Here is a 20790-nt window from a genome sequence, read left to right as displayed (position 1 = left end):
CGGCATGGCGACGTACGATTTCTACTTCACGCGGCTGACGTACGAATCGGGCGACTGGGACGTGGACCAGCGCATGCCCAGCAACGTCCTGAACTCGCTCGTCGAATACACGACCTTGCGGGTGGACACGGCCGAGCGCATCGTCGCGCTGTCGGACCCGAAGATGCTGGAAGCGCCGTTCTGCTACCTGGCCGGCCACAAGCTCGTGCAGTTCACGCCGAGCGAGCGGCGCAACTTCGAGCGCTACGTGAAGGGCGGCGGCTTCGTGTTCGCGGACGACTGCAACCACGACATCGACGGGCTGTTCGCCAAGTCGTTCGAGGCCGAGATGGCGCGCATCTTCGGCGCCTCGGCCCTGAAGAAAATCCCGAACAACCACCGCCTGTATTCCAGCTTCTTCCACTTCGACGGGCCGCCCAACACGTCCGTCGAACTGAATGGCTGGGGCGACGATCTCGTGCACGAATACCTGCGCGCCGTCGAGGTGAACGGCCGCATTGGCGTGCTGTACTCGAACAAGGACTACGGCTGCGAGTGGGACTACGACTTCCGCAACAAGCGCTGGCTGGCCGTCGACAATACGCGGTTTGCCGTCAACATCGTTCAATACGCATTGGGCGCATAAGAAAGGAGTCAACGCGTGGCAGAAGCTGCATGGACCGAGAACGAGATCGCCGACCTGGCGGCGAAGGTGGACGCGCTCAAGGCGAGCATGGGCCGCGTGATCATCGGCCAGCGCGACGTGATCGACCTGCTGGTGACGTGCCTGCTGGGCGGCGGCCACGCGCTCGTCGAGGGCGTGCCGGGGCTCGGCAAGACGCTGCTGGTGAAATCGCTGGCGCAGGCCACGGACATGCAGTTTAGGCGCGTGCAGTTCACGCCCGACCTGATGCCGTCGGATATCGTCGGCACCGAGATCCTGGAAGAAGACCCGGCCACGCGCCAGCGCGTGTTCCGCTTCCAGCCGGGTCCCGTGTTCACGCAGGTGCTGCTGGCGGACGAGATCAACCGCGCGCCGCCCAAGACCCAATCCGCGCTGCTGGAAGCGATGCAGGAACGGTCGGTCACGTTTGCCGGCCGGACGCATATGCTGCCGCAGCCGTTCTTCGTGCTGGCGACGCAGAACCCGATCGAGCAGGCCGGCACGTACCCGCTGCCGGAAGCGCAGCTCGACCGCTTCCTGCTGCGCATCGACGTCGGCTACCCGACGGAAGACGACGAGATGCTGATGGTGGGCGCGACGACGCACGCGGGCCTGCTTGATGCCGACCCCGCACTGGACCTGGGCGCCTTGCTGCGCCTGCAGCGGCTCGTGCGCGACATCGAGATCTCGGAATCCATGCTGCGCTACGCCACGCGTCTCGTGCGTGCCACGCGCCCGGCCGATTCGCCCGTGGAAGCGGTCCGCAAGCACATCGGCTGGGGCGCCGGCCCGCGCGCCGGCCAGGCCCTCGTGCTCGCATCCAAGGCGCGCGCGCTGATGCACGGCCGCCTGGCCGTCACGCGCGACGACGTCAATGCGATGCTGCTGCCCGTGCTGGCGCACCGCGTGCTGCGCAATTTCGAGGCCGAGGCGGACGGCATCGCCATCGCCGACATCCTCGCCGCGCTGCGCGCCGGCATCCGGGCCGAATAAACGTGCTGGCTGCATCGGCGCTGATCGCGCACGCGACCAATCTCGACCTCGTGGTGCGCCACGTGCTGGCGGGACTCGGCCACGGCATTCACGCCGGGCGCGAGCGTGGCGCCGGCGTCGAGTTCTCGGAATACCGGGCCTATGTGCCCGGCGACGAGTGGCGCCGCGTCGACTGGAAACTGCTGGCGCGCGCCGACCGGTATTTCGTGCGCGAGGCGGAACGCGACAGCCACGTGGCCGTCTGGCTCGTGCTCGATGCGACGGCGTCGATGGCGGAACCGAGCCGCGCCATCGACGGCCTCACGAAGCTGCAGTACGCGCGGGTGCTGCTTGCCTGCGTGGCCGCCATCGCGCAGCGCCAGGGCGACGCGTTCGGCCTCGTCGTCTGCCGGGGCGAGCGCGCCGACTTCCTGCCCGCCGCGCGCGGGCTGCGCCAGCTGCGGCGCGTGCTGGCGCGGCTGAACGGCGTCGCCGCGGACGGCGTGCTGCCCGGCGCCGCCACCCTGCGCGCCGCCCTGCATTTTGCGCGCGCGCCCGGCCTCGTGTGCGCGGTGAGCGACTTCCTCGACTGGCCGTCGGCACTGTCGGACGCGCTGCTGCGCCTGCGCCGCATGCGCCACGACGTGCGCGCCCTGTGCCTGCACACGCAGGCGGAGACGGAGGCCGCGTTCGACACGGCGCCGTCCTACCGCGACCCTGAACATGGCGGCGCCATCTACCGTTTCGGCCGCGACGTGGCCGAAGTCTACGCACGCAACCGCGCGGCCCACTTCGACGCCGTCGCACGGGACTGCCGCCGCCACGACGTGCCCCTGGTACAGGCCCGCATCGAGCAGGCGCCGGGCGATGTCCTGCGCGCCTGGTTGCGTGCCCACATGGCGGGAGCGCGCGCCGCATGAATCCGATGAGCGCATGGTGGTGGGCGCTGCCGGTCGTGCTGCTGCCCGTCCTGTGGCACCGCAAGAAGCGCGAGCAGACGAAGACGGCGCCGCTCGCGTCCGCGCGCTTCCTGCCCGCCGCCGAGCCGAAACAGCGGCGCGTGTGGCGCTGGGACGACGTGACGTTGATGCTGCTGCGCTGCCTGCTGCTCGTTACCCTGATCGCGCTGCTGGCCGATCTCGTGGTGGCCTGGCGCGGCGACACCGTGCTCGTGGTGCCGGGCACGCCGGCTGCCGTCGTGGAGCGCGCGGCCGCCGGGTTCCGGGATGCGCGCCGCGTCGGCCTGCCGGACCGCGACGCGATGGCGTGGATGCACGCGCACGAGCGCGAATTTGGGCCCCAAGCGCGCCTGCTCGTCGTCGGCGACGCCGTCATGCCGGCCGTACAGCCGCGCTTCCGTCACGCCGTCGTGTTGCGCACGGCGCCGGCCGCGGCGGCGCCGGCCGAGCGGCACGTCGCGGTGTTCAGCACGCGTCCCGAGGCATGGCGCCGGCTGTTCGCGGCGGCGGAAGGCGCGTGGCACATCGTCGTCGACGCCGCGCCCGGGCCGCGCACGGACGTCATCGTCTGGGACCGCGCCGACGCCCCACCGGCCGGCCTGCATGCGCCGCTGTGGTGGGCGGCGCACCCGGACGCATTCCCCGAGTTGGCCAAGGCAGCCAGCGTCGACGGCATGCGCTGGGCCGACAGCCCGCGCGGTCGCCTGTGGCATGCGGACGGCTGGCCGCCGGCGGACCCGGACGGCGCGCGCGCCCTGTTCGCCGCGTGGCAGCGCTTGCATCTGGGCGCGCAGCCGTACACGGCGCCCGCGCAGGCGCTCGTGCCGGATGCCGCCGCGCCGGCCGGAGCGGCGTCCGGCGCGCTGCGCGGCTGGTTGAATCTCGCGCTCGTCGTGCTGTTTGCGCTGGAAAGGATGGTGACGCATGTCCGGCGGCGTTGACATCGCGCGGCGCCTGGCGCGCGCCGCGACGCTGCGCCGGGCCGCCTTGTGGACGGCCGGCGCCTTGCCGTGGCTGTTGCTGCGCTCGGGGCCTGGCCTCCTGGCCTGGTCCGCGTTCTGCGCGTGGGATGGCCTGCACCTGCAGCGCCGCGTGGCGCACGGCTGGACGCATTGGATCGACGGCGCCGTGCCCGCGATGGAAGACAGCGCGGCGCTGCTGGCGCGGGAACCGGAGACGTCCGTCGCGCGCCTGCAACGCGCGCGCCTGTTGACGCGCATCGATGCGGCGCTGACGCCGCGCCGCCTGCGCGCCATCGCGGCCATGCGCATCCCGTTCGGCTGGCCGTGGCTCGCGGCGGATCTCGCGTTCGCGGCTCTGGCCTCGGGCGCGGCGTTGTTGCCGCATGCGGGCGGCGCGCATGCCGCCGCGGCGCCGGCGTCCGGACGGCCCGTGCCCGCGGCCGCGCGGCATGCGGGGCTGATCGTGAAGCTGGCGCCGCCGGCGTACACGGGCCGGGCGCCGTCGTCGTCCGCGCCGAAGGATGTGCAGGTGCCGGAGCAGACGATCGTCGAATGGTGCCTGGACGATCCGCGCGCGGCGCGCGAAACGCTCGAACTCAGCGACGGCCAGGTTCTGCACGCAGGCGAAGCATGCGCGCGCTGGACGGCGACGGAATCCGTCTTCTGGCGCTGGCGCGGCACGCGCTACACGTTGAAGGTGATCCCGGACGGGCCGCCCGACATCGCCGTCACGCAGCCGGACGCGTTGACGAAGGACCTGCCGCGCGACGCGAAGAACGCGGCCATTGCCGTCACCGTCACCGACGACTATCTCGTCCGGCAGGCGACCCTGCACCTGACCCTGGCGCGCGGCGGCGGCGAGAACATCCGCTTCAGCGACCGCGAACTGCCGCTGCCGGCGGGGAGCGATCGGCGCCGGCGCGGCTGGAGCAGGAACTGGCTGCTCACGGACCTCGGCATGCAGCCGGGCGACGAGTTGTACTTTTTTGTGCGCGCCGCCGACAACGCGGCCAAGCCGCACACGGTGCAGTCGCCCACGTACACGCTGCGCCTGCCCGCGCCGGCATCGGACCAGGACGACGAAACGGCGGCGCTGCCCACGCTCGTCAAGCCGGAAAGCCTGCGCAGCCAGCGCCAGGTGATCATCGACACGGAGCAGCTGGTGGCCGACATGCGCAATAAGAAGGTGCGTGCGGACGAGGTGCGCGCGCGCAGCGAAGGCATCGCGTCCGACCAGGCCGCACTGCGCCGCCGCTACGGCCAGTTCCTCGGCGAGGAATCCACGCTGTTCGGCAAGGACGACGACGACGATCACGGCCACGGCCACGGCGGCAAGGTCGACGTGGTGCACGAATTCGGCCACGCGCACGACCAGGCCGAGAACGCGACCCTGTTCGACGACGCGACGAAAAAACTGCTGCGGCGCGCGCTGGCCGCGATGTGGGATGCGGAAAAGGGGCTGCGCGCCATCACGCCGAAGACCGCGCTGCCGCCCGAGTACAAGGCGCTGGACGCGATCAAGACATTGCAGCAGGCGGAGCGCATCTACTTGCACAGGACGGCGTTCGCGCCGCCGCCGATCGAGGAGGGCAAGCGCATGAGCGGCGACATGGCGGGCAGCGCCAGCTACCGGCGCGCGCAGGCGGCGCCCGGCGCGAGCGTGCCGGCGGACCTCCGCGACCTCGTCAAGGCGTTGGGCGGCGACGGCCCGTTGCCCGCGCTGTGGACGCGCACGGCGCACGACTGGGTGCGCGCACGTTTCGCCACCGACGAGCAGCGGCTCGCGGCGCAGCGTGCGATCCAGGACGTGGCGGACGGCCAGCCGGCCGCGCGCGCCCGGCTGGCGGCGTGGCTGCGGGGCGGTGTGGCGGACGCGCCCGTGCTGCTGCAGGCGCGGCCCGTCGTCGAGACGCCGTTCGTGAAGACGCTGCGCGGCGGTGCGCGATGATGACCGTTGCCGCCGTCGTCATCGGGGTGCTGGCCGCACTGGCGTATGCCGCGCGCCGGCGCTGGATCGATGCCGCGTTGGCGCTGGTTGCCGGCGTGGCACTCGCCGGCATCGTCGGCGATTTCGCGTTGCCGGGCGACGCCGGCGCGACGTTGACGGTGGACGCGGCCCACCCGCCGCTGTCCGTGGCCGGCGTGCGCGCGTTGCGGCTGTCCGGCGACGGCTTGCGCGGCGCCGAATGGGACGACCTGCCGGCCCGGCCGCTCATCTGGACACCGCCCGGCACGCCCGCCATCCGCCTCGATTTCCCGCGCACGCTGGCGCTGGGCCGCGTGTTCACGCTCACCGTGCACCGCTCGTGGACGGGGCCCGGCCGCCTGCAACTGCTGGCCGAGAACGACCAGGTGCTCGCCGACGCGAAGGGCGACGGCGACCTCGCCGTGCAATGGCTGCCGCCGGTGGCCGAACGGCTGGTGCTGAAGGCGCGGCTGCTGGACGTGGCCGGCAAGGTCGTCGACGCGGGGCCCGTGCCGTTCACGGTGACGGAACCGGCGCCGCTCCAGGTGCGGGGCCGTTTCGGCGCGCCGTCGTTCGACCTGCGTGTGCTGGACGACCTGCTCGTGAACAGCCGCGCCGTCGTCGACTGGCAGGTCGCGCTGGGCAAGGGCCTGGAACGGACCGAGACGGCGCGGGCGGAGATGGCGGCGCTGGACCTGGAGATCGTCGACGCGGCCTGGTTCGAACAGGCCGGCGCGGCCGCGCGCGGCGCGCTGCTGGCGCGCGTGGCCGGCGGCACGCCGCTGCTCGTGCTGGGCGCGAACGCCCGCGACGCCCATACGTGGACGCGGTCGCTGGGACTGCCGCTGGTGCCGCAACCGGCCAACAAGATGTTCGGCACCGCGCTGGCCATGGCGTCCGCCGGCCTGAATCCGGGTGCGGATCGCGCCGGCGACTGGACCGGCGCGGATGGCCTGTGGATGCGCGACTGGCAGCGCGGCCGCATCGCCTGGCTGGGCGTGGGCGATTGGCACCGCTACGCGATCGAGCAGCCGCGCCGGCTGGCGCTGTGGTGGCAGGACGTGCTCGATCGCCTGCGCGTGCAGCGTCGCGTGGACGTCGACTGGCTCGTTCCGGACGAGATGCCGCTGCCGCACCGGCGCCTCGCCGTGTGTGCGCGCGGCGCGCGCGGCGCCGTGACCGTGCCGGCGCTCGGGCAGACATTGCCCTGGCAGCCCCGCCCCGAACAGGTCGACGCGGCCTGCGTGGCCATGTTTCCGGCGGCGAGCGGCTGGCTGCAGCTGCGGGTGGGCACCGACGAGGAACAAGTCTATGTGTATGCGCCGGGCGACTGGCCGCTGTGGCAGCGCGACGAGCGCCGCGCCGCGACCGCGCGCTATGCGGCGCGCACGCCGGCGCCGGCCCCGGTCGCGGCGGGGACGCGGCCGCTGCCCGCGTGGCCGTTCGGCGTCGCGTTCGCGCTGGCGATGCTGGGCCTATGGTGGCGCGAACGGCGTTGAGCCGGCACGCTTTTCCGGAACGTGCGATCATCTTTCGTCCATCGACCCGTCCGCCGCCGCCATGTCCGAATCGTCCGCCACCGCCGCGCCCCGTCATCCGGACGGCCGCTTTCGCAACGTCGTGCCGCGCCGCCGGCAAGGCCTGCGCGAGGTGCTGTCCCTGATCTGGAAGCTCTCGACGGCGAAGCCGAAGACGACGGTGCCGGACCAGGCGCTGCCCGTGCGCGCCCTGGGCACGGCCGACATCGAAGCGGCGCCCGACGCGAGCCTGTGGCGTCTCGGGCATTCGACGATGCTGTTCAAGCTGGACGGCCGCTACTGGCTCACGGACCCCGTGTTTTCCGAGCGCGCCGCGCCCGTGCAGTGGGCGGGGCCGAAGCGGTTCCACGCGCCGCCCATCGATATCGAGGCATTGCCGCGGCTCGCCGGCGTGATCCTGTCGCACGACCATTACGACCACCTGGACCACGGCAGCATCGTGCGCCTGATTCCCAAGGCCGACCTGTTCGTCGCGCCGCTCGGCGTGGGCGACCGCATCGTCGGCTGGGGCGTCGACGCGACGCGTGTGCGCCAGCTCGACTGGTGGCAGTCGACAGACGTCGCCGGCCTGCGCCTGACGGCCGCGCCGTCGCGGCATTTTTCCGGCCGCGGCCTGCGCGACGGCGACCGCACCCTGTGGGCGTCGTGGGTGATCGAAGCGGCCGGCCTGCGCCTGTTCTTCAGCGGCGACACGGGCTACCACGACGATTTCAAGACCATCGGCGAGCGCCACGGCCCGTTCGACGTGACGTTCCTCGAGAACGGCGCCTACAACACGATGTGGCCGGAAGTGCACATGCACCCGGACGAGACGCTGCAGGCCCACCTGGACCTGCGCGGGCGCTGGCTGGTGCCCGTCCACAACGGCACGTTCGACCTGTCGCTGCATCCGTGGTACGAGCCGTTCGAGCGCATCCGCGACCTCGCGCGCGCCGCGGGGGTGAAGCTGGCGACGCCGATGATGGGCGAGCGCCTGGCGCTGGCGCAGCCGCACGAGGGCGGCGCGTGGTGGCATGCGGCGATGCCGGAGACGGCGCCGCCCATCAGCCCTGGTGGTCGCGCATCCACTCCTTCAACCCGTTGACCCAGTTCTTGGCCGGCAGGTTGTAGCGCCGCTTGATGTCGGCCGCGCGCTCGTACAGCACCGAGAAATCGATCTGCGGCGCGTCCTTGAAGGCGATGACGACGATGTTGGCGTCGTGGACCTCGGGCAGCCAGACGACGGCGTCGAAGGCGTCTTCCATCGCGTCCAGGTTCTTGTCGTAGCTGGAAAAATCGCCGAACACGTTGGCCGTCATGATGCCGCCATCCTTGAGGCACGCGGCGCAGGCGGCGTAGAACTCGGGCGTGTCGAGCACGGGGCCGCGCGCTTCCTCGTCGTACAGGTCGACCTGCAGCACGTCGACCGTGCCGTGGTTCGATTCGTCCAGCACGAAGTCGAGGGCGTCCATCTCGCGCACGTCCAGGCGGGCGTCGTCGGGCGGCAGCCCGAAATAGTCACGGCAGATGGCGATCACGTTCGGATTCAGCTCGACGGCCGTCACGCGCGCCTGCGGAAAGCGCTGGTGGCAGAACTTCGTCAGCGCGGCGCTGCCGAGGCCCAGTTGCACGATGCGGCGCGGGTCCGGCAGGAACAGCATCCACATCATCATCATCTGCACGTATTCGAGCTCGATCGCATCGGGCCGCGCCAGGCGCATCGCACCCTGCACCCACGAGGTGCCGAGGTGCAGCGAGCGCACGCCCTCGAATTCGGTGATGGTGGCCGGCGGATGGCCGGGCCGGGAAAAGCGGGGATCGCGGGCGTTCGACATTACGGCAACGACCACGCATATTGGACGGGCTGCCACGCCGCGACCGTGTGGCCGTTCTTGACCGCGGGCTTGAAGCGGCACAGCCTGAGCGCGGCCTCGGCGGCCTGGTCGAGGATGGTATAGCCGCTCGACTTGAGCAGCCGCGTTTCGCGCACCTTGCCGTCGCTGCCGACGAGGAAGGCCATCATCGACACGCCGCTCATGCGCGCCTGCACGGCCTCGGGCGGATAGACGGGGCGCGCGCAATCCTCGCCCGGCAGCGGCTGCTGACGTTGCTGCTGCGGCGTTTGCGCCTGCGGCTGCGGCTGCGCTTGCGGCTGCGCCTGTGCGGCGGCCACGCGGGTGGCGGGGGACTGGACGCAACCGGCCAGCGCCAGCGCGGTCATGCAAAACAAGGGAAGTCGCAACATCCTTCGCGGTCTCCAACGTCGACGAAACCCGAAGTATCGCACGATCGTGCACCCCGACCCAAAATTCGGGGTCAGCAAAATTCGGGGTCAGAGCACATTGTAATTTGCCGTTGCGCTCAACGTCGTGCAACGGGCGCGCAAGTGCGGGGAACGGCGTTCAATCCGGCGGTTCGGGTCAAATTAGAGTGCTCTGACCCCGAATTTCAGGCGGGGACGATCAGGGTGACGGCCAGGCCGCCGCCTTCGCGGTTGCCGAGGGTGATGCGGCCGCCGTGGGCTTCGGCGATTTCGCGCGCCAGTGCCAGGCCCAGGCCCGTGCCGCTGCGCTTGGTGGAGTAGAACGGGACGAGGGCGTTCGTCAGCACGGCGTCGTTCATGCCGGCGCCGCGATCGAGCACGTCGATGCGTACGACGTCGTGCACCCTGCGCACGTGCAGTTCGACGTCTTCCGGGCGCGAGCCGGATTCGTGGGCGTTTTTCAACAGGTTGAGCAGCGCCTGTTCCATCTGCGCGCGGTCGATGCGGGCCGGCGCTTCGGGCAGCTCGCCGCCGAGGCGGAACGCGACCTGGTCGGCCAGTCCGGCCACGAAGTCGGTCCAGGCGATGGCTTCCAGGCGGGGCGCCGGCAGCTTGGCGAAGCGGGCGTAGCCGAGGATGAAGCTCTCCAGGTGGCGCGTGCGCTCGCCGATGGTTTGCAGGATCTGCGGCAGGCGCTCCGTCTGGCCGCGCCGCACGAGCTCCGTGCCCGAGTGGGCGAGCGACGCCAGCGGGGCCAGCGAATTGTTCAACTCGTGGCTGATGACGCGGATGACTTTTTTCCACGTCTGCACTTCCTGGCGCCGCAGCTCGGCCGTCAGCTGGCGCAGGAGCAGCAGTTCGTGGCGCCGGCCGTTCAGGCTGAAGTTGCGGCGGGCGAGGTGATACACCTCTTCTTCTTCGCCGTCGCCGGCCGTGAACAGGCCGTCGCCGCCGCGCGCCAGCGCCTCGACGAGCGCCGGCGTCTGTTCCAGTACGCCGTGCAGGTCGTGGCCTTCCAGCTTGTGGCCCTCGAACAGCAGCTGGCGCGCGGCCACGTTGGCGTAGACGATCACGCGCGCATTGCGTTCGGGCGCGCCGGGCGGTTCCGTCACGAGCAGCATGGCGACCGGCGTGTTCTGCACCATCGTGTCGAGCAGCAGCTCGCGCTGCACGAGGTCCAGGCGCTGTTCGCGCAGCACTTCGCCCAGCGCGTTGTGGGCGGCGATGAGGTCCGACAGTTCGTCGTTCTGCGGCCAGTGCAGGCTGAACGAGAAATCGCCGTCGCGGTAACTGGTCACCGTCCCTTCGAGGGCGCGGAACAGCGACAGGATCGGCTGCACCTGCGAGCGCAGGGTGATGATCGAGATGGGCACGACGCACAGCAGGCAGATGCCCAGCACAGCCAGCGGGCGGCCCGGCAGCAGGTGGTCGAGCGCCAGCGCGATCAGGATCCCGACCGCCAGCAGCGTGCCGACGAGGGCGGACCAGCGCGTGACGAGCGAGAAGCGGAATTTCATGCGCCGCGGGCGATGCCCAGTCGCTCCATGCGGCGGTAGAGCGCCTGGCGCGACAGCCCGAGTTCGGCCGCCGCCTGGGCGATCACGCCGCCCGCGCGCGCCAGCGCCTGGGTGATGGCGTCGCGGTCCGGCTCCGCATCGAGGGCCGCATGGGCCGGCAACGGCAGGCCGAGGTCGGCCGCCTTGATCGTGTCGCCCTGGGCCAGCAGGTTCGCGCGTGCCATCACGTTTTTCAGTTCGCGCACGTTGCCCGGCCAGTTGTGGGCGAGCAGGGCGGCTTCCGCGCCCGGATGCAGGAACTTGCCGGGTGCGAGGAAGCCGCGCGCCAGCGGCAGGATGTCGCCGGGGCGCGCCGCCAGCGCCGGCAATTTGAGTTCGATGACGTTCAGGCGGTAGAACAAGTCTTCGCGGAAGATCCCGGCGCGGATCATCGCGGACAGGTCGGCGTTCGTCGCGCTGATCACGCGCACCTTCACCTGGCGCTCGCGGTTGGAACCGAGGCGCTCGAAGCGTCCCGTCTCCAGCACGCGCAACAGTTTCATCTGCCCGGCCAGCGGCAGGTTGCCGATCTCGTCGAGGAACAACGTGCCGCCGTCGGCCGCTTCGAACTTGCCTTCGCGCGCCTTCGAGGCGCCGGTGTACGCGCCGGCGTCGGCGCCGAACAGCTCGGCCTCGATCAGTTCCGACGGCAGGGCGCCGCAATTGAGCACGACGAACGGGCCTCGCGCTACCTGCGAATTCGCCTGGATGATCTCGGCGATGCGTTCCTTGCCCGTGCCGTTCGGCCCCGTGATCAGGATCGGCACGTCGGCGCGCGCCACCTGGCAGGCGAGGCTCAGCACGCGTTCCGTGGCCGGATCGGCCCATACGAGGCCGCGCAGGTCGAAGTTCTGTTCCAGCTCGCGCCGCGCGCGGCGTTCGCGCTGCAGGCGCTGGCCGAGGGCGCGGTTGGCCTGGCCCAGTTCGATCAGGTTCGTCACGGTCGCCAGCAGGCGGTCGTCGTTCCACGGTTTCGACAGGTAGTCGGCGGCGCCGGCCTTGATCAGGTCGACGGCCGCGTCCAGGTGCGTCCACGCCGTCAGCAAAATCACGGGCAGGTCCGGATACAGCTTGCGGATGTCGCGGAACAGCGCCACGCCTTCCGCGCCCGACGTGGTGTCGGCCGTGAAGTTCATGTCCTGGATGACCAGGTCGACCGGCTCGCGCGCGAGGAGGGCGAGGCCTTCTTCGGGCGACGCGGCGCGCAGCGACGCGATGTCGTGCAGCGAGAACAGGACGTCGAGCGCGATGCCGACGGCGGCGTTGTCATCGATGATCAATACGGTAGGCATGCGCGCTAGCATATCACCGCGCGATCAGACGCTGCGTGTCGCCGTCGCCGGCGAGATGCTGGCCGCGCGCCATGCCGGACCGTAGGCCGCCAGCACGCCGAGCAGCCAGAAGCCGAGGGCGCCGAACACGAGGTAGCCGGCCGGCAGGCGCGCCATCTCAAGCTCGCTGACGAGCAGCTGGTTCAGGGCGAGGCCGAGCGCCACGCCGCCGAACACGCCGGCGCTCGTGATCATGAAATTCTCCGTGATGAAGTAGCGCAGAATGTCGGTCTTCTTCGCGCCCAGCGCGCGGCGCACGCCGATCTGCTTGCGGCGCTGCGTGACCCACAGGCTGGCCATGCCGACGATGCCGCTGGCGGTAATCAACAGCAGCAGCACGCTCACCGTGACCAGGATCCACTGCAGCGCGACGTCGGCGCGGTAGCGCTCCTTGCGGTCTTCGTCGACGGTCTTCATTTTCGTGATCATCGGCGTGGCCGACGACTTGTGCAGGGCTTCCTCGACTTCCTTCATCACGCGGTCGCGCTGGCCCGGCTCGGTGCGGATCGCATACAGTTGGGACGGCCCGAAGCCAACCACGCGCCCTGGGAGGATGGCGGAATATTCGCCCTGTTCGCCGACTTCCGCGGAGGTGCTGATCAGCGTATCGACGACGCCCACGACCTGCGTGCGCTGGGCGTCGTTGCCGGTGCCGAAGAACATCGTCTTGCCGACGGCGGACTGGCCGGGCCACATCTTGTCGGCCAGCGCCTTGGAGACGATGACCTGCGGCGGCGCCGTGTTCGTCTTGCTCGCGTCGAGGTCGACCAGTTCCTGCGGCAGGAAGTCGCGTCCCTCGACGAGCTTCAGGCCATAGGTCTTGACGAGCGAGTCGCCCGAAAAATAGGTCGAGGCGATCGCGGTGGCGCGGGCCTGGCGGCGATCGACGGCCACGCTGTTGTTGCTGCCGCTGCGGCCCATCGGCATCTGGGTCGTGTTCGCGACGGACGCCACGCCGCTCACCGCGCGCAGCAATTCGGTGCGGCGCTTGACGTCGGCCAGCTGTTGCTCCGGCGTGTCGTTCGACAGGTTGCGTACCGAGACGTAGAACGTCGAATGCTCGTCCGACAGGCCGGACGGCCGCGCGGCGACGGCGCGCCGGTCGTTGACGATGTGGGCGGCGTTGGCGAGGATCGCCAGGCTCAGGGCGACCTGCAGCGCGACGAGGATCGGGCCGGTCTTGTTGCGCAGCAGCGCCGACAGGATGGGGCGGATTTCCATGGCGTTCTCCTTACTGCGATTTGAGCTGGATGGCCGGCGTGACCTGGCAGGCGCGCCAGGTCGGCAGGAGGCCGGCGAGGATGGCGGCGCCGACCGACATCACGAAGGTCAGGATCAGCATCTGCCAATCCATGTGCGCCACGGCGGCCGTCTGCTTGCCCTGCATGGCGATGAGGGCCAGCGCGCCGAATGCGAGCACGAGCCCGAGCATGCCGCCGACGAGGCCCACGACGCCCGTCTCGATGAGGAACTGGCGGAAGATCTCGGCTCGCGAGGCGCCCAGCGCGCGCCGCACGCCGATCTCGGACGCGCGCACGGAGAATTTCGCCAGCAGCAGGCCGACCGTGTTCACGAGGCACAGCACGAGGAAGCCGAACGCGAGCCAGGTCTGCAGCTTGCTGTCCTTGCCGACGACCTTCGTGTACTCCAGCCATTCCGGCACGTTGAACAGGCGGTTCGGCGCGTTGCGTTTCAGGCGCCCGAGCTTGCGCTGGTCGGCCGCGTAGTTGTCGAGCCAGGTCTGCAGGTCGGCGCGGTCGGCGGCCGATGCGGTCTCGAACCATGCCGTGATCCACGTGCATTCGGACGTGAGCCGAGCCGCGAATCCCGCGCTGGTATTGCCCGAGCAGCTCATGTTGCCGTTGTGCGTGATTTCGTGGCGGATGGCGGCGGAGAACGGGATGAAGAACTCCTCGTCGTCGCCGTAGCGCGCGCCGCCGGCCAGGCGGTAGAAGCGCGGCAGCGCCATCCACTTGTCGGTCACGCCGACGACGGTGAACGGGGCGCCGAACAGGTTCAGGCGCCGGCCGACCGGATCCACGTTCCCGTACAGTTTTTCGGCGATGGCGCGCGACAGCACGACGACGTCGGCGCCGCGCGCGTCGGCCTGCTCCGTCCACGCCTGGCCGTAGCGGAACGGGACGTCCATCATGGCGAAGAAGTCGCGCGTGGGCGCGAGGCCGATCATGCTGAACGGCGTCATGTCCGCGCGCGGCGGCTGCACCGGCGCCTGGATGCCGTACAGCGCCGTGCGGCGCACGCCCTGGCCGCTCTTGAGCATGTTCTGCGCGTCCTGGTACGTGATCTGGATGTCGTCCGGATCGGCACCCGGCGTATAGTCTTCGGGATTGCCCGGGTCGAGCAGCGGCACGAACAGGCGACTGCTCTTTTGCGGGATCGGGTCGCTCGACATCATGTGCAGGATCGTCAGCGTGGACACGCTCGCCGCCACGCCCACGGCCAGGGTGAGGATCATCAGCGCCGTGAGGGCCGGGTTGCGGCGCAGGCTGCGCACCCCGAGCTTGAAGTAATAGCCGAACATGGTGCGCCCTTTCAAACGGTGGTGGCCGAGGCGGACCTGGTGTCGACGAGCGTCGGGCCGCGGCGCACGAGGTCCGACACCTGGCCGTCGATGATGTGCACGTTGCGCGTGGTGCGCACGGCCAGTTCCGGGTCGTGCGTGACCATCAGGATCGTCGTGCCGGCCGCGTTGATCTCTTCCAGCAGTTCCATCACGCCGCGCGCCATCTGCGTATCGAGGTTGCCGGTCGGTTCGTCCGCCAGCAGCAGCTTGGGCGAGCCGGCCAGCGCGCGCGCGATGGCCACGCGCTGCTGCTGGCCGCCGGACAGCTCGGCCGGGTAATGCTTCATGCGCGAGGCCAGGCCGACCTTGGCCAGCGCGTCCTCGATGCGCTTCTTGCGCTCGCTCGCATTGAAGCCGCGGTAGCGCAGCGGGACGTCCACGTTGTCGTAGAGGTTCAGGTCGGGAATCAGGTTGAAACCCTGGAAGATGAAGCCCAGCTTTTCGTTGCGCAGGCGCGAGCGGGCATTGTCGTTCAGGCCCTTCACGTTGATGCCGTCGAGGATGTATTCGCCCGCCGTGAATTCCTCGAGCAGGCCGGCGATGTTGAGGAAGCTCGTCTTGCCCGAGCCGGACGGGCCGGTCACGGTGACGAATTCGCCCTCCTTGACGTCGATCTCGAAGCCGCGCAGCGCGTGCGTCTCGATCATGTGGGTGCGGTACACCTTGGAGAGATTGGTCATGCGCAGCATGGCTTGTCCTTTGGTTCGTTACTGGTTGATCGAGATACGCTGTGCGTTATTAAAAGCGTCCGTGCCGGCGACGACGACCTTGTCGCCCAGCTTCAGGCCGGACAGGATTTCGACGGCCGAGATGCTCGTTGCGCCCATGCGGATCGGCGTGCGCGTGGCGATCCCGTCGCGCACGACGTAGGCATAGCGTCCGCCTTCGCTTTCGACGAACGGGCCGCGCGGCAGCATCAGGACGTTCGGCTTTTCCTCGATGAGCAGGCGCGCCGTCACGCGCTGGCTCTGGCGCAGGCCTTTCGGCTGTTCGCCGTCGAAGCGTACGCGCGCCAGCACCATGCTCTTGACGACTTCCGGCGACAGCGCCGACAGCTTGCCGGTCGCGGTCCCGGACGGCAGCGTGATCTCGGCATTCATGCCCAGGCCCAGGTCGGACACGTAGGTCTCCGGCACCTCGACCTCGACTTCGAGTTTCGAGAGGTCGACGAGCGTCATCAGCGGCGCGTTGGCGGCAACGACCATGCGGTCCTGCACGTTCAAGGTGCCGATGAAGCCGTCGACGGGCGCGCGCACCGTCAGCTCGTCGACGCGGCGCTGCGCTTCTTCCATCGACAGGCGCGCGCGTTCCAGTTCGTTCATCTTGGTCTTGAGCGCGAGCGCGACGTCCTCGCCTTCCAGCACCGCCGCCTGCGCGGCGTGCCGGGCGCGGATCTGGGCCGACTGCAGCGCGTCCTGCGCTTTCTGGTAATCGTTCTTGGCGATGATGCCCACCTTGCCCACGCTGTCGTAGCGTTCCAGCGTGCGCTGGGCCGACAGGCGTTCGATCTCGGCGGTGTCGGCCTCCTTCTGCGCCAGCAGCTTCTGCTTGCGCGACAGGATCTGCTGGCGTTCCACCTCGGCCTTCAGGCCTTCGTAGGACGACGTCTCGCGTTTCAACACGTCCGCCAGGTCGGGCGATTCCAGCACGGCCAGCACCTGCCCCTTCTTGACGGTGTCGCCGGCGGCCACCTTGAGGTTGACGGTGGACGCGGCCTTGGCATACAAGGTCGGGCTGACGGCGGCGACGATGCGGCCGTTGACGGAGGCGTCGCGCACCAGCGTGCCGCGCGTGACCGCGGCGATGCGCAGGCGCGCCGCGTTGACGGACGCTTCGCTGCCGCGCCAGGTCGACACGAGGGCGGCGCACAGGGCGGCGACGATGACGGCGCTGCCGATCCACAGCGCGCGGCGTTTGAGCTTGTAACCCGCCGGCGGGGCGATGACGGCGTCTTGTTGTGATGTATCGCGGATCATGGTGTGGACACGGGGTTGTGGACAGTACCGTATTTGCACGATCCATGCCAAGCGCTAACCCATTGATTTCACAGGACTGCATGGCGGACACGGGCGCGTCCGCGACTGTCCGCCCGGGTCCGGACGGACAGTGCGGACGGTCTTGATATCCTGGAAACCGGCCATAGTTTCTTGCCAACAATCATCCGGCACCGCCGTGGAAAGTCCTCATGACTTCTTTCTTGACCCGTCTATTGACGCCCGCCGAACCCGACCCCATCGACCAGCCGTTCGCGCCGCACGAGATGGCGGCCTTGCGCGCGGCCGTGCCGCCGGACGCCGCCGACCTGATCGACGACGCCACCTGGCGCGACTTGCTGCTGCCCGGTTACCTGGACACGCTGGGGTCCGGCACGAGCCCGTTCGGCCGCCAGGTGCTGGAGCGCGACCTGCGCGCGGGCGGTGCGCGGCGCGCGCGCGTGCAGGCGCTGCTGGACGATCCCGCGCAGCTGGACGCCCTGTCGCGCAAACTCGCCTGCCTGCGCCACACGGACATCGACGTGGCCACGCTGCTGTTCACGGACACGCAGCCGGTCCGTCCGGACTGGGTCGGCAAGCTGCTCTGGCTGCCCGTGCTGCTGGCGGCGTCGATCGCGGCCGCGCTGCTCGTGTCGCCCCTGGGCTGGATCGGCGTGGGCGTCGCGATGTACTTCCTCGTGATGGTGCACATGCGCCACCATGAGCGCGTCGGCCTCTGGGCACGGACATTGCGCGCGCTGCAGATGCTGCTGCGCGCCTGCAGCCTGCTGGACGGCAGCGGTTTCGCTTTGGCCGAGGGGTTCGCGGGCCGCGGCGCGCCGGCCGGGCGGCTTTCGCGCTCGCTGGACCGTTCGGCGCTGGCCGCCTCCGGCGTACCCGGCGCGCGCGACTACGCGAACTGGTTCGCGGCGGCCGACGTGCGCCATTATTACCGTTCGCTCGACCTGGTGTTCGGCCAGCGCGATTTTCTGCGCGAATGCTACTGGCTGTGTGCGCAACTGGAGGCCGACGTGGCGCTGGCCCGCCATCTGCGCGACCGTCCGGTCTGGTGCTGGGTTGCGTGCGGCGATGCGCGCACGGTGGCGTTGGACGGCGGCGTGCATCCGCTGCTCGGCGAGGCGCGGGGCCTGTCCATGACGCTGGACGGCAAGGGCGCGTTCCTGTCGGGGCAGAACGGCGTCGGCAAGAGCACCTTCCTGCGCATGCTGGGCCTGAACCTCGTCGTCGCGCGCGCCTTCGGCTTCTGTTACGCGCAGCAGGCCACGCTGCCGGCGCTGCCCGTCGTCGCCAGCATGCAGAACGAGGATTCGCTGCTGGGCGGCCAGAGTCTATACATCGCCGAGCTGGCGCGGGCACGGTCGCTGCTGGCGCGCGCGCGTGGGGAACGTCCCGTCGTCTGCCTCGTCGACGAAATCTTCCGCGGCACGAATCACGAGGAATCGGTGTCGGCCGCGGCAGCCGTCGCCGACGAACTGGCACGGCACGCGCTGGTGGTCGTCTCGTCGCACAACCTCGTGCTGGGTTCGCTGCTGGCGCACGCGCTGGTGCCGTGGCGCATCGTGCACGGCGCCGACGGCCTGGTCATGGAGCCCGGCGTGCTGGGCCGCACGAACGGCGTGGCGCTGCTGGCCGAACACGGCTTCGACGAGGCCGTACAGCGCCGCGCGGAGCAGGTGGCGGGCTGGCTGGCGCAACAGCGGCGCAGCGAATCAAGTGCCCAAATTCGGGGTCAGAGCACTTAATTCGATGGCGGATCGGCGAATTGAATGCGGTTGGCGGTGCGTAGCCGGTAAAAGCCGGCAAGTTAGGGTCAGAGGCCAAAAATAATGTGCTCTGACCCCGAATTTTAGTTGCGCGGCAGCGGTTTGCCTTTGGCGATTACTTCGTGGCAGTCGCCCTTGATGGTGGCGTTGTCGTAGTCGGTCCAGCCGTAGCTGTCGACGTAGCGCGTGTGCTGCTTGAAGGCGGCGTTCACGAAGCTCCAGTCCAGGTGCTCGTCCGGGTAGCGGATGTCGCCCAGGTCGACGATGGTGTGGAACATGTTTTCCGTCGCCAGCTTGGCCTTGCGGTGGCGGCGCAGCTGCGCGATCTTGTCCGGGAAGCGCTGCGCGTACTGGTCGGAATACCAGGCGAACGCGGGGATGTGGAATTCATACTGCGTGTTGTGGCCGTGGAAGGCGAGGCGGCAGCTGTTGTCGTACAGGGTCTGGCCGTGGTCGGCCACGTACACCATGGCGACGGGCTGGTTCGCCTCTTTCAGCGTCTTGACGACGTGGTCGAGGAACCAGTCCGTGTACAGGATCGAGCTGTCGTAGCTGTTGTTCAGCTGTTCCTTGATCTTGATGTCGGTATAGACAGGCTTGTCCACGCCGAACAGCGACGGCAGCCATTTGTCGAACTGCTTGGGATAGCGGTGGCTGTAATTCCAGTGGCTGCCCAGCGTGTGCAGCACGATCAGCTTCTTCGGCGCGGGGTCGGCGACGGCATGCTTCAGCGGTCCGAACAGCACTTCGTCGAAGTTGGAATTGTCCGTGAAGCCGCCCAGGTTCAGGAAGTCGACGACGTCGGCCTCCTTCGCGAACACGGAGACGGGCGTGTCGAACTTGCCGAACGAGATCTGGTTCGACAGCCAGAACGTTTTATAGCCCGCTTCCTTGAACGCGGTCAGGAAGGATTTTTCCGAGAACCCGTCCTTGAGGCTTTGCGTGGCGGGCTTGCGCGAAACGATGACGGGCACCGACAGGCGCGTGGCCGACACGGACGTGATCACGTCGCTCAGCGGGACGACGTTCGGTTCCTGCGACAGCAGCGGGTTCGTGTCGCGCGCGTAGCCGTTGAGGCTCCAGCGGTCGTAGCGCGACGATTCTCCGATCACCACCACGACGATTTGCGGGTCGTCGTTCGGCTCGGCCAGGTGGGCGTGGAAATGGAAGTTGGCGCTCCTCCGGTTGAGGTTGGCCAGGTAGACCCGTTCCTTGTAAAAGTCGACGCCGCGCGCGGCCAGGCCGAACGGCCAGGAATGGGCGAACGTGTCGAGATCGAACGGCAGCCGCATCCAGTGCGCCAACGGCGGCAGCGATGCGGGACGGGGGATGCTGGCCGGACGCGGCGGGGCGGTCTCTTCGCTCGCGGCCTCTTCGCTGCCGGACGCCGACGCCTTCACGAGCCGCACGCCGGCCGCGACCGGGGCGGCGGCGCTCGCCAGCGGCGGCGGCGCGACGCCATACTTGAGGCCGTAGCCGAACACGGCGGCCACGAGGGCCAGCGCGACGAGCACGACGGGGCGCGAGACGTCGGACCAGTCGAGGTCGCGCGTGCGCCAGGCCGCGATCCAGCTCGTGACGAACCACACGACCATGCCGACGAAGACGCCGATCAGCACCCAGACCTTGTTGCCGAGGAATTCCATCGCTTCGGCCGGGCTCGTCTCCGCGATGATGCCGAGGTGGTGCGTCGATATCCCCTGGCCATAGAAGGCGTAGAGATACAGCTCGACGGGCAGGCCGAGGAAGGCGGGCAGCAGCAGCCAGTGAAAATACGCGGGACGCTTGAACACGCCCCACACGGCCAGCCAGGCCAGCAGTTCCAGGCCGGCGATCTGGGCGGGATGGGCGAGGTGCACGCCGAACCGCGGCGCCACGTACGGCACGCAGGACAGGAGCAGATAAGTGAGCGCGACGTACAGGTTGCGCGGGCGTAGCAAGAATGACATCGAAACGTGCGTGTGCGGCAGCGAAGGTGCGAAGTCGGCTATTATCCGATTTTTGCGGCAGGTAACGCTATTCCCTCTGCACAATGGATGAAATCCGGCGTACACTGGTTGTGTCGTTATCACGACATCTACTGCGCGTTTCCACATTCTTCCGTCGCTGTCGTGGTGCTTGGTCAGCAAGTTTGTTGACCCGGCTCCGCTTCAGGTCTATACTCGCGAGTTCTCGAATTATTCTGCGCATGGTTTACGCATAACAGCCGCTCCCGCTGGTGAGTGGCTGTCGTCGCCTGTACGGACCCTGTCGGGACAAGGTTTCAGCCCCCGGGAAGCA

The 20790-nt window shown here is 69.3% G+C and carries 17 protein-coding genes; 8 read left to right on the top strand and 9 right to left on the bottom strand.

What is annotated here, in order from left to right; translation table 11 throughout:
* Window positions 1–4 precede the first annotated feature (4 nt).
* The 7 genes from ISF28_RS14980 (at window position 5) to ISF28_RS14950 (ending at window position 8124) form a co-directional block, all read left to right on the top strand.
* A complete protein-coding gene (locus ISF28_RS14980; protein WP_198117970.1) occupies window positions 5–625 on the top strand; it encodes a DUF4159 domain-containing protein in 621 nt (206 codons plus the stop codon).
* A gap of 87 nt (window positions 626–712) precedes the next feature.
* Window positions 713–1636 (top strand): AAA family ATPase, encoded by a 924-nt coding sequence (locus ISF28_RS14975; RefSeq protein WP_198118101.1) that lies wholly within the window; start codon window positions 713–715, stop codon window positions 1634–1636.
* A 2-nt stretch (window positions 1637–1638) separates the two neighbouring features.
* Window positions 1639–2535 (top strand): DUF58 domain-containing protein, encoded by an 897-nt coding sequence (locus tag ISF28_RS14970; RefSeq protein ID WP_370663436.1) that lies wholly within the window; start codon window positions 1639–1641, stop codon window positions 2533–2535.
* The gene (locus ISF28_RS14965; RefSeq protein WP_229519101.1) at window positions 2532–3515 is read left to right on the top strand and encodes a BatA domain-containing protein; all 984 of its coding nucleotides are present in this window, start codon (window positions 2532–2534) and stop codon (window positions 3513–3515) included. Before ISF28_RS14970 ends, ISF28_RS14965 begins: the two co-directional genes overlap by 4 nt.
* Window positions 3499–5484 (top strand): hypothetical protein, encoded by a 1986-nt coding sequence (locus ISF28_RS14960; protein ID WP_198117969.1) that lies wholly within the window; start codon window positions 3499–3501, stop codon window positions 5482–5484. Before ISF28_RS14965 ends, ISF28_RS14960 begins: the two co-directional genes overlap by 17 nt.
* Window positions 5481–7001, top strand: coding sequence for a hypothetical protein (locus ISF28_RS14955; protein WP_198117968.1), 1521 nt, complete (start codon window positions 5481–5483; stop codon window positions 6999–7001). Before ISF28_RS14960 ends, ISF28_RS14955 begins: the two co-directional genes overlap by 4 nt.
* A 61-nt stretch (window positions 7002–7062) precedes the next feature.
* Window positions 7063–8124 carry an MBL fold metallo-hydrolase gene (locus ISF28_RS14950; RefSeq protein WP_198117967.1) on the top strand — a complete coding sequence of 354 codons (1062 nt, stop codon included), beginning with the start codon at window positions 7063–7065 and terminating at the stop codon, window positions 8122–8124.
* On the opposite strand, the gene ISF28_RS14945 is transcribed toward ISF28_RS14950, so the two are convergent.
* From ISF28_RS14945 to ISF28_RS14910, 8 genes are all read right to left on the bottom strand, one after another.
* On the bottom strand, window positions 8084–8854 hold the full coding sequence (locus ISF28_RS14945) for a spermine/spermidine synthase domain-containing protein (RefSeq protein WP_198117966.1): 771 nt from the start codon (window positions 8852–8854) through the stop codon (window positions 8084–8086). The two genes, ISF28_RS14950 and ISF28_RS14945, sit on opposite strands and share 41 nt — an antisense overlap.
* Entirely contained in the window at window positions 8854–9264 is a 411-nt protein-coding gene (locus ISF28_RS14940; protein WP_198117965.1) for an energy transducer TonB, read from the bottom strand. Before ISF28_RS14940 ends, ISF28_RS14945 begins: the two co-directional genes overlap by 1 nt.
* Before the next feature lie 203 nt (window positions 9265–9467).
* A complete protein-coding gene (locus tag ISF28_RS14935) occupies window positions 9468–10799 on the bottom strand; it encodes a sensor histidine kinase (protein ID WP_198117964.1) in 1332 nt (443 codons plus the stop codon).
* Window positions 10796–12130 carry a sigma-54-dependent transcriptional regulator gene (locus ISF28_RS14930; RefSeq protein WP_198117963.1) on the bottom strand — a complete coding sequence of 445 codons (1335 nt, stop codon included), beginning with the start codon at window positions 12128–12130 and terminating at the stop codon, window positions 10796–10798. Before ISF28_RS14930 ends, ISF28_RS14935 begins: the two co-directional genes overlap by 4 nt.
* Window positions 12131–12154: 24 nt before the next feature.
* Window positions 12155–13390 (bottom strand): ABC transporter permease, encoded by a 1236-nt coding sequence (locus ISF28_RS14925; protein ID WP_198117962.1) that lies wholly within the window; start codon window positions 13388–13390, stop codon window positions 12155–12157.
* Window positions 13391–13400: 10 nt separating this feature from the next.
* The gene (locus ISF28_RS14920; RefSeq protein WP_198117961.1) at window positions 13401–14711 is read right to left on the bottom strand and encodes an ABC transporter permease; all 1311 of its coding nucleotides are present in this window, start codon (window positions 14709–14711) and stop codon (window positions 13401–13403) included.
* Between the two features lie 11 nt (window positions 14712–14722).
* Window positions 14723–15442: an ABC transporter ATP-binding protein gene (locus tag ISF28_RS14915; protein WP_198117960.1), complete on the bottom strand. Its 720-nt coding sequence runs from the start codon at window positions 15440–15442 to the stop codon at window positions 14723–14725.
* A gap of 18 nt (window positions 15443–15460) precedes the next feature.
* A complete protein-coding gene (locus ISF28_RS14910; protein WP_198117959.1) occupies window positions 15461–16729 on the bottom strand; it encodes an efflux RND transporter periplasmic adaptor subunit in 1269 nt (422 codons plus the stop codon).
* A 209-nt stretch (window positions 16730–16938) separates the two neighbouring features.
* On the opposite strand from ISF28_RS14910, the gene ISF28_RS14905 reads away from it, so the two are divergent.
* Window positions 16939–18489, top strand: coding sequence for a MutS-related protein (locus tag ISF28_RS14905; protein ID WP_198117958.1), 1551 nt, complete (start codon window positions 16939–16941; stop codon window positions 18487–18489).
* 104 nt (window positions 18490–18593) lie between these two features.
* Here the strand turns inward: ISF28_RS14905 and ISF28_RS14900 are convergent, their stop codons facing one another.
* Window positions 18594–20459 (bottom strand): phosphoethanolamine transferase, encoded by a 1866-nt coding sequence (locus tag ISF28_RS14900; protein WP_198117957.1) that lies wholly within the window; start codon window positions 20457–20459, stop codon window positions 18594–18596.
* Between the last annotated feature and the right edge of the window lie 331 nt (window positions 20460–20790).

This window comes from Massilia rhizosphaerae, from assembly GCF_016093545.1.
Lineage (GTDB): Bacteria > Pseudomonadota > Gammaproteobacteria > Burkholderiales > Burkholderiaceae_D > Telluria > Telluria rhizosphaerae.
The sequence above is the reverse complement of the archived record's forward strand: the minus strand, read 5'-3'. Positions and strand labels throughout refer to the sequence as shown.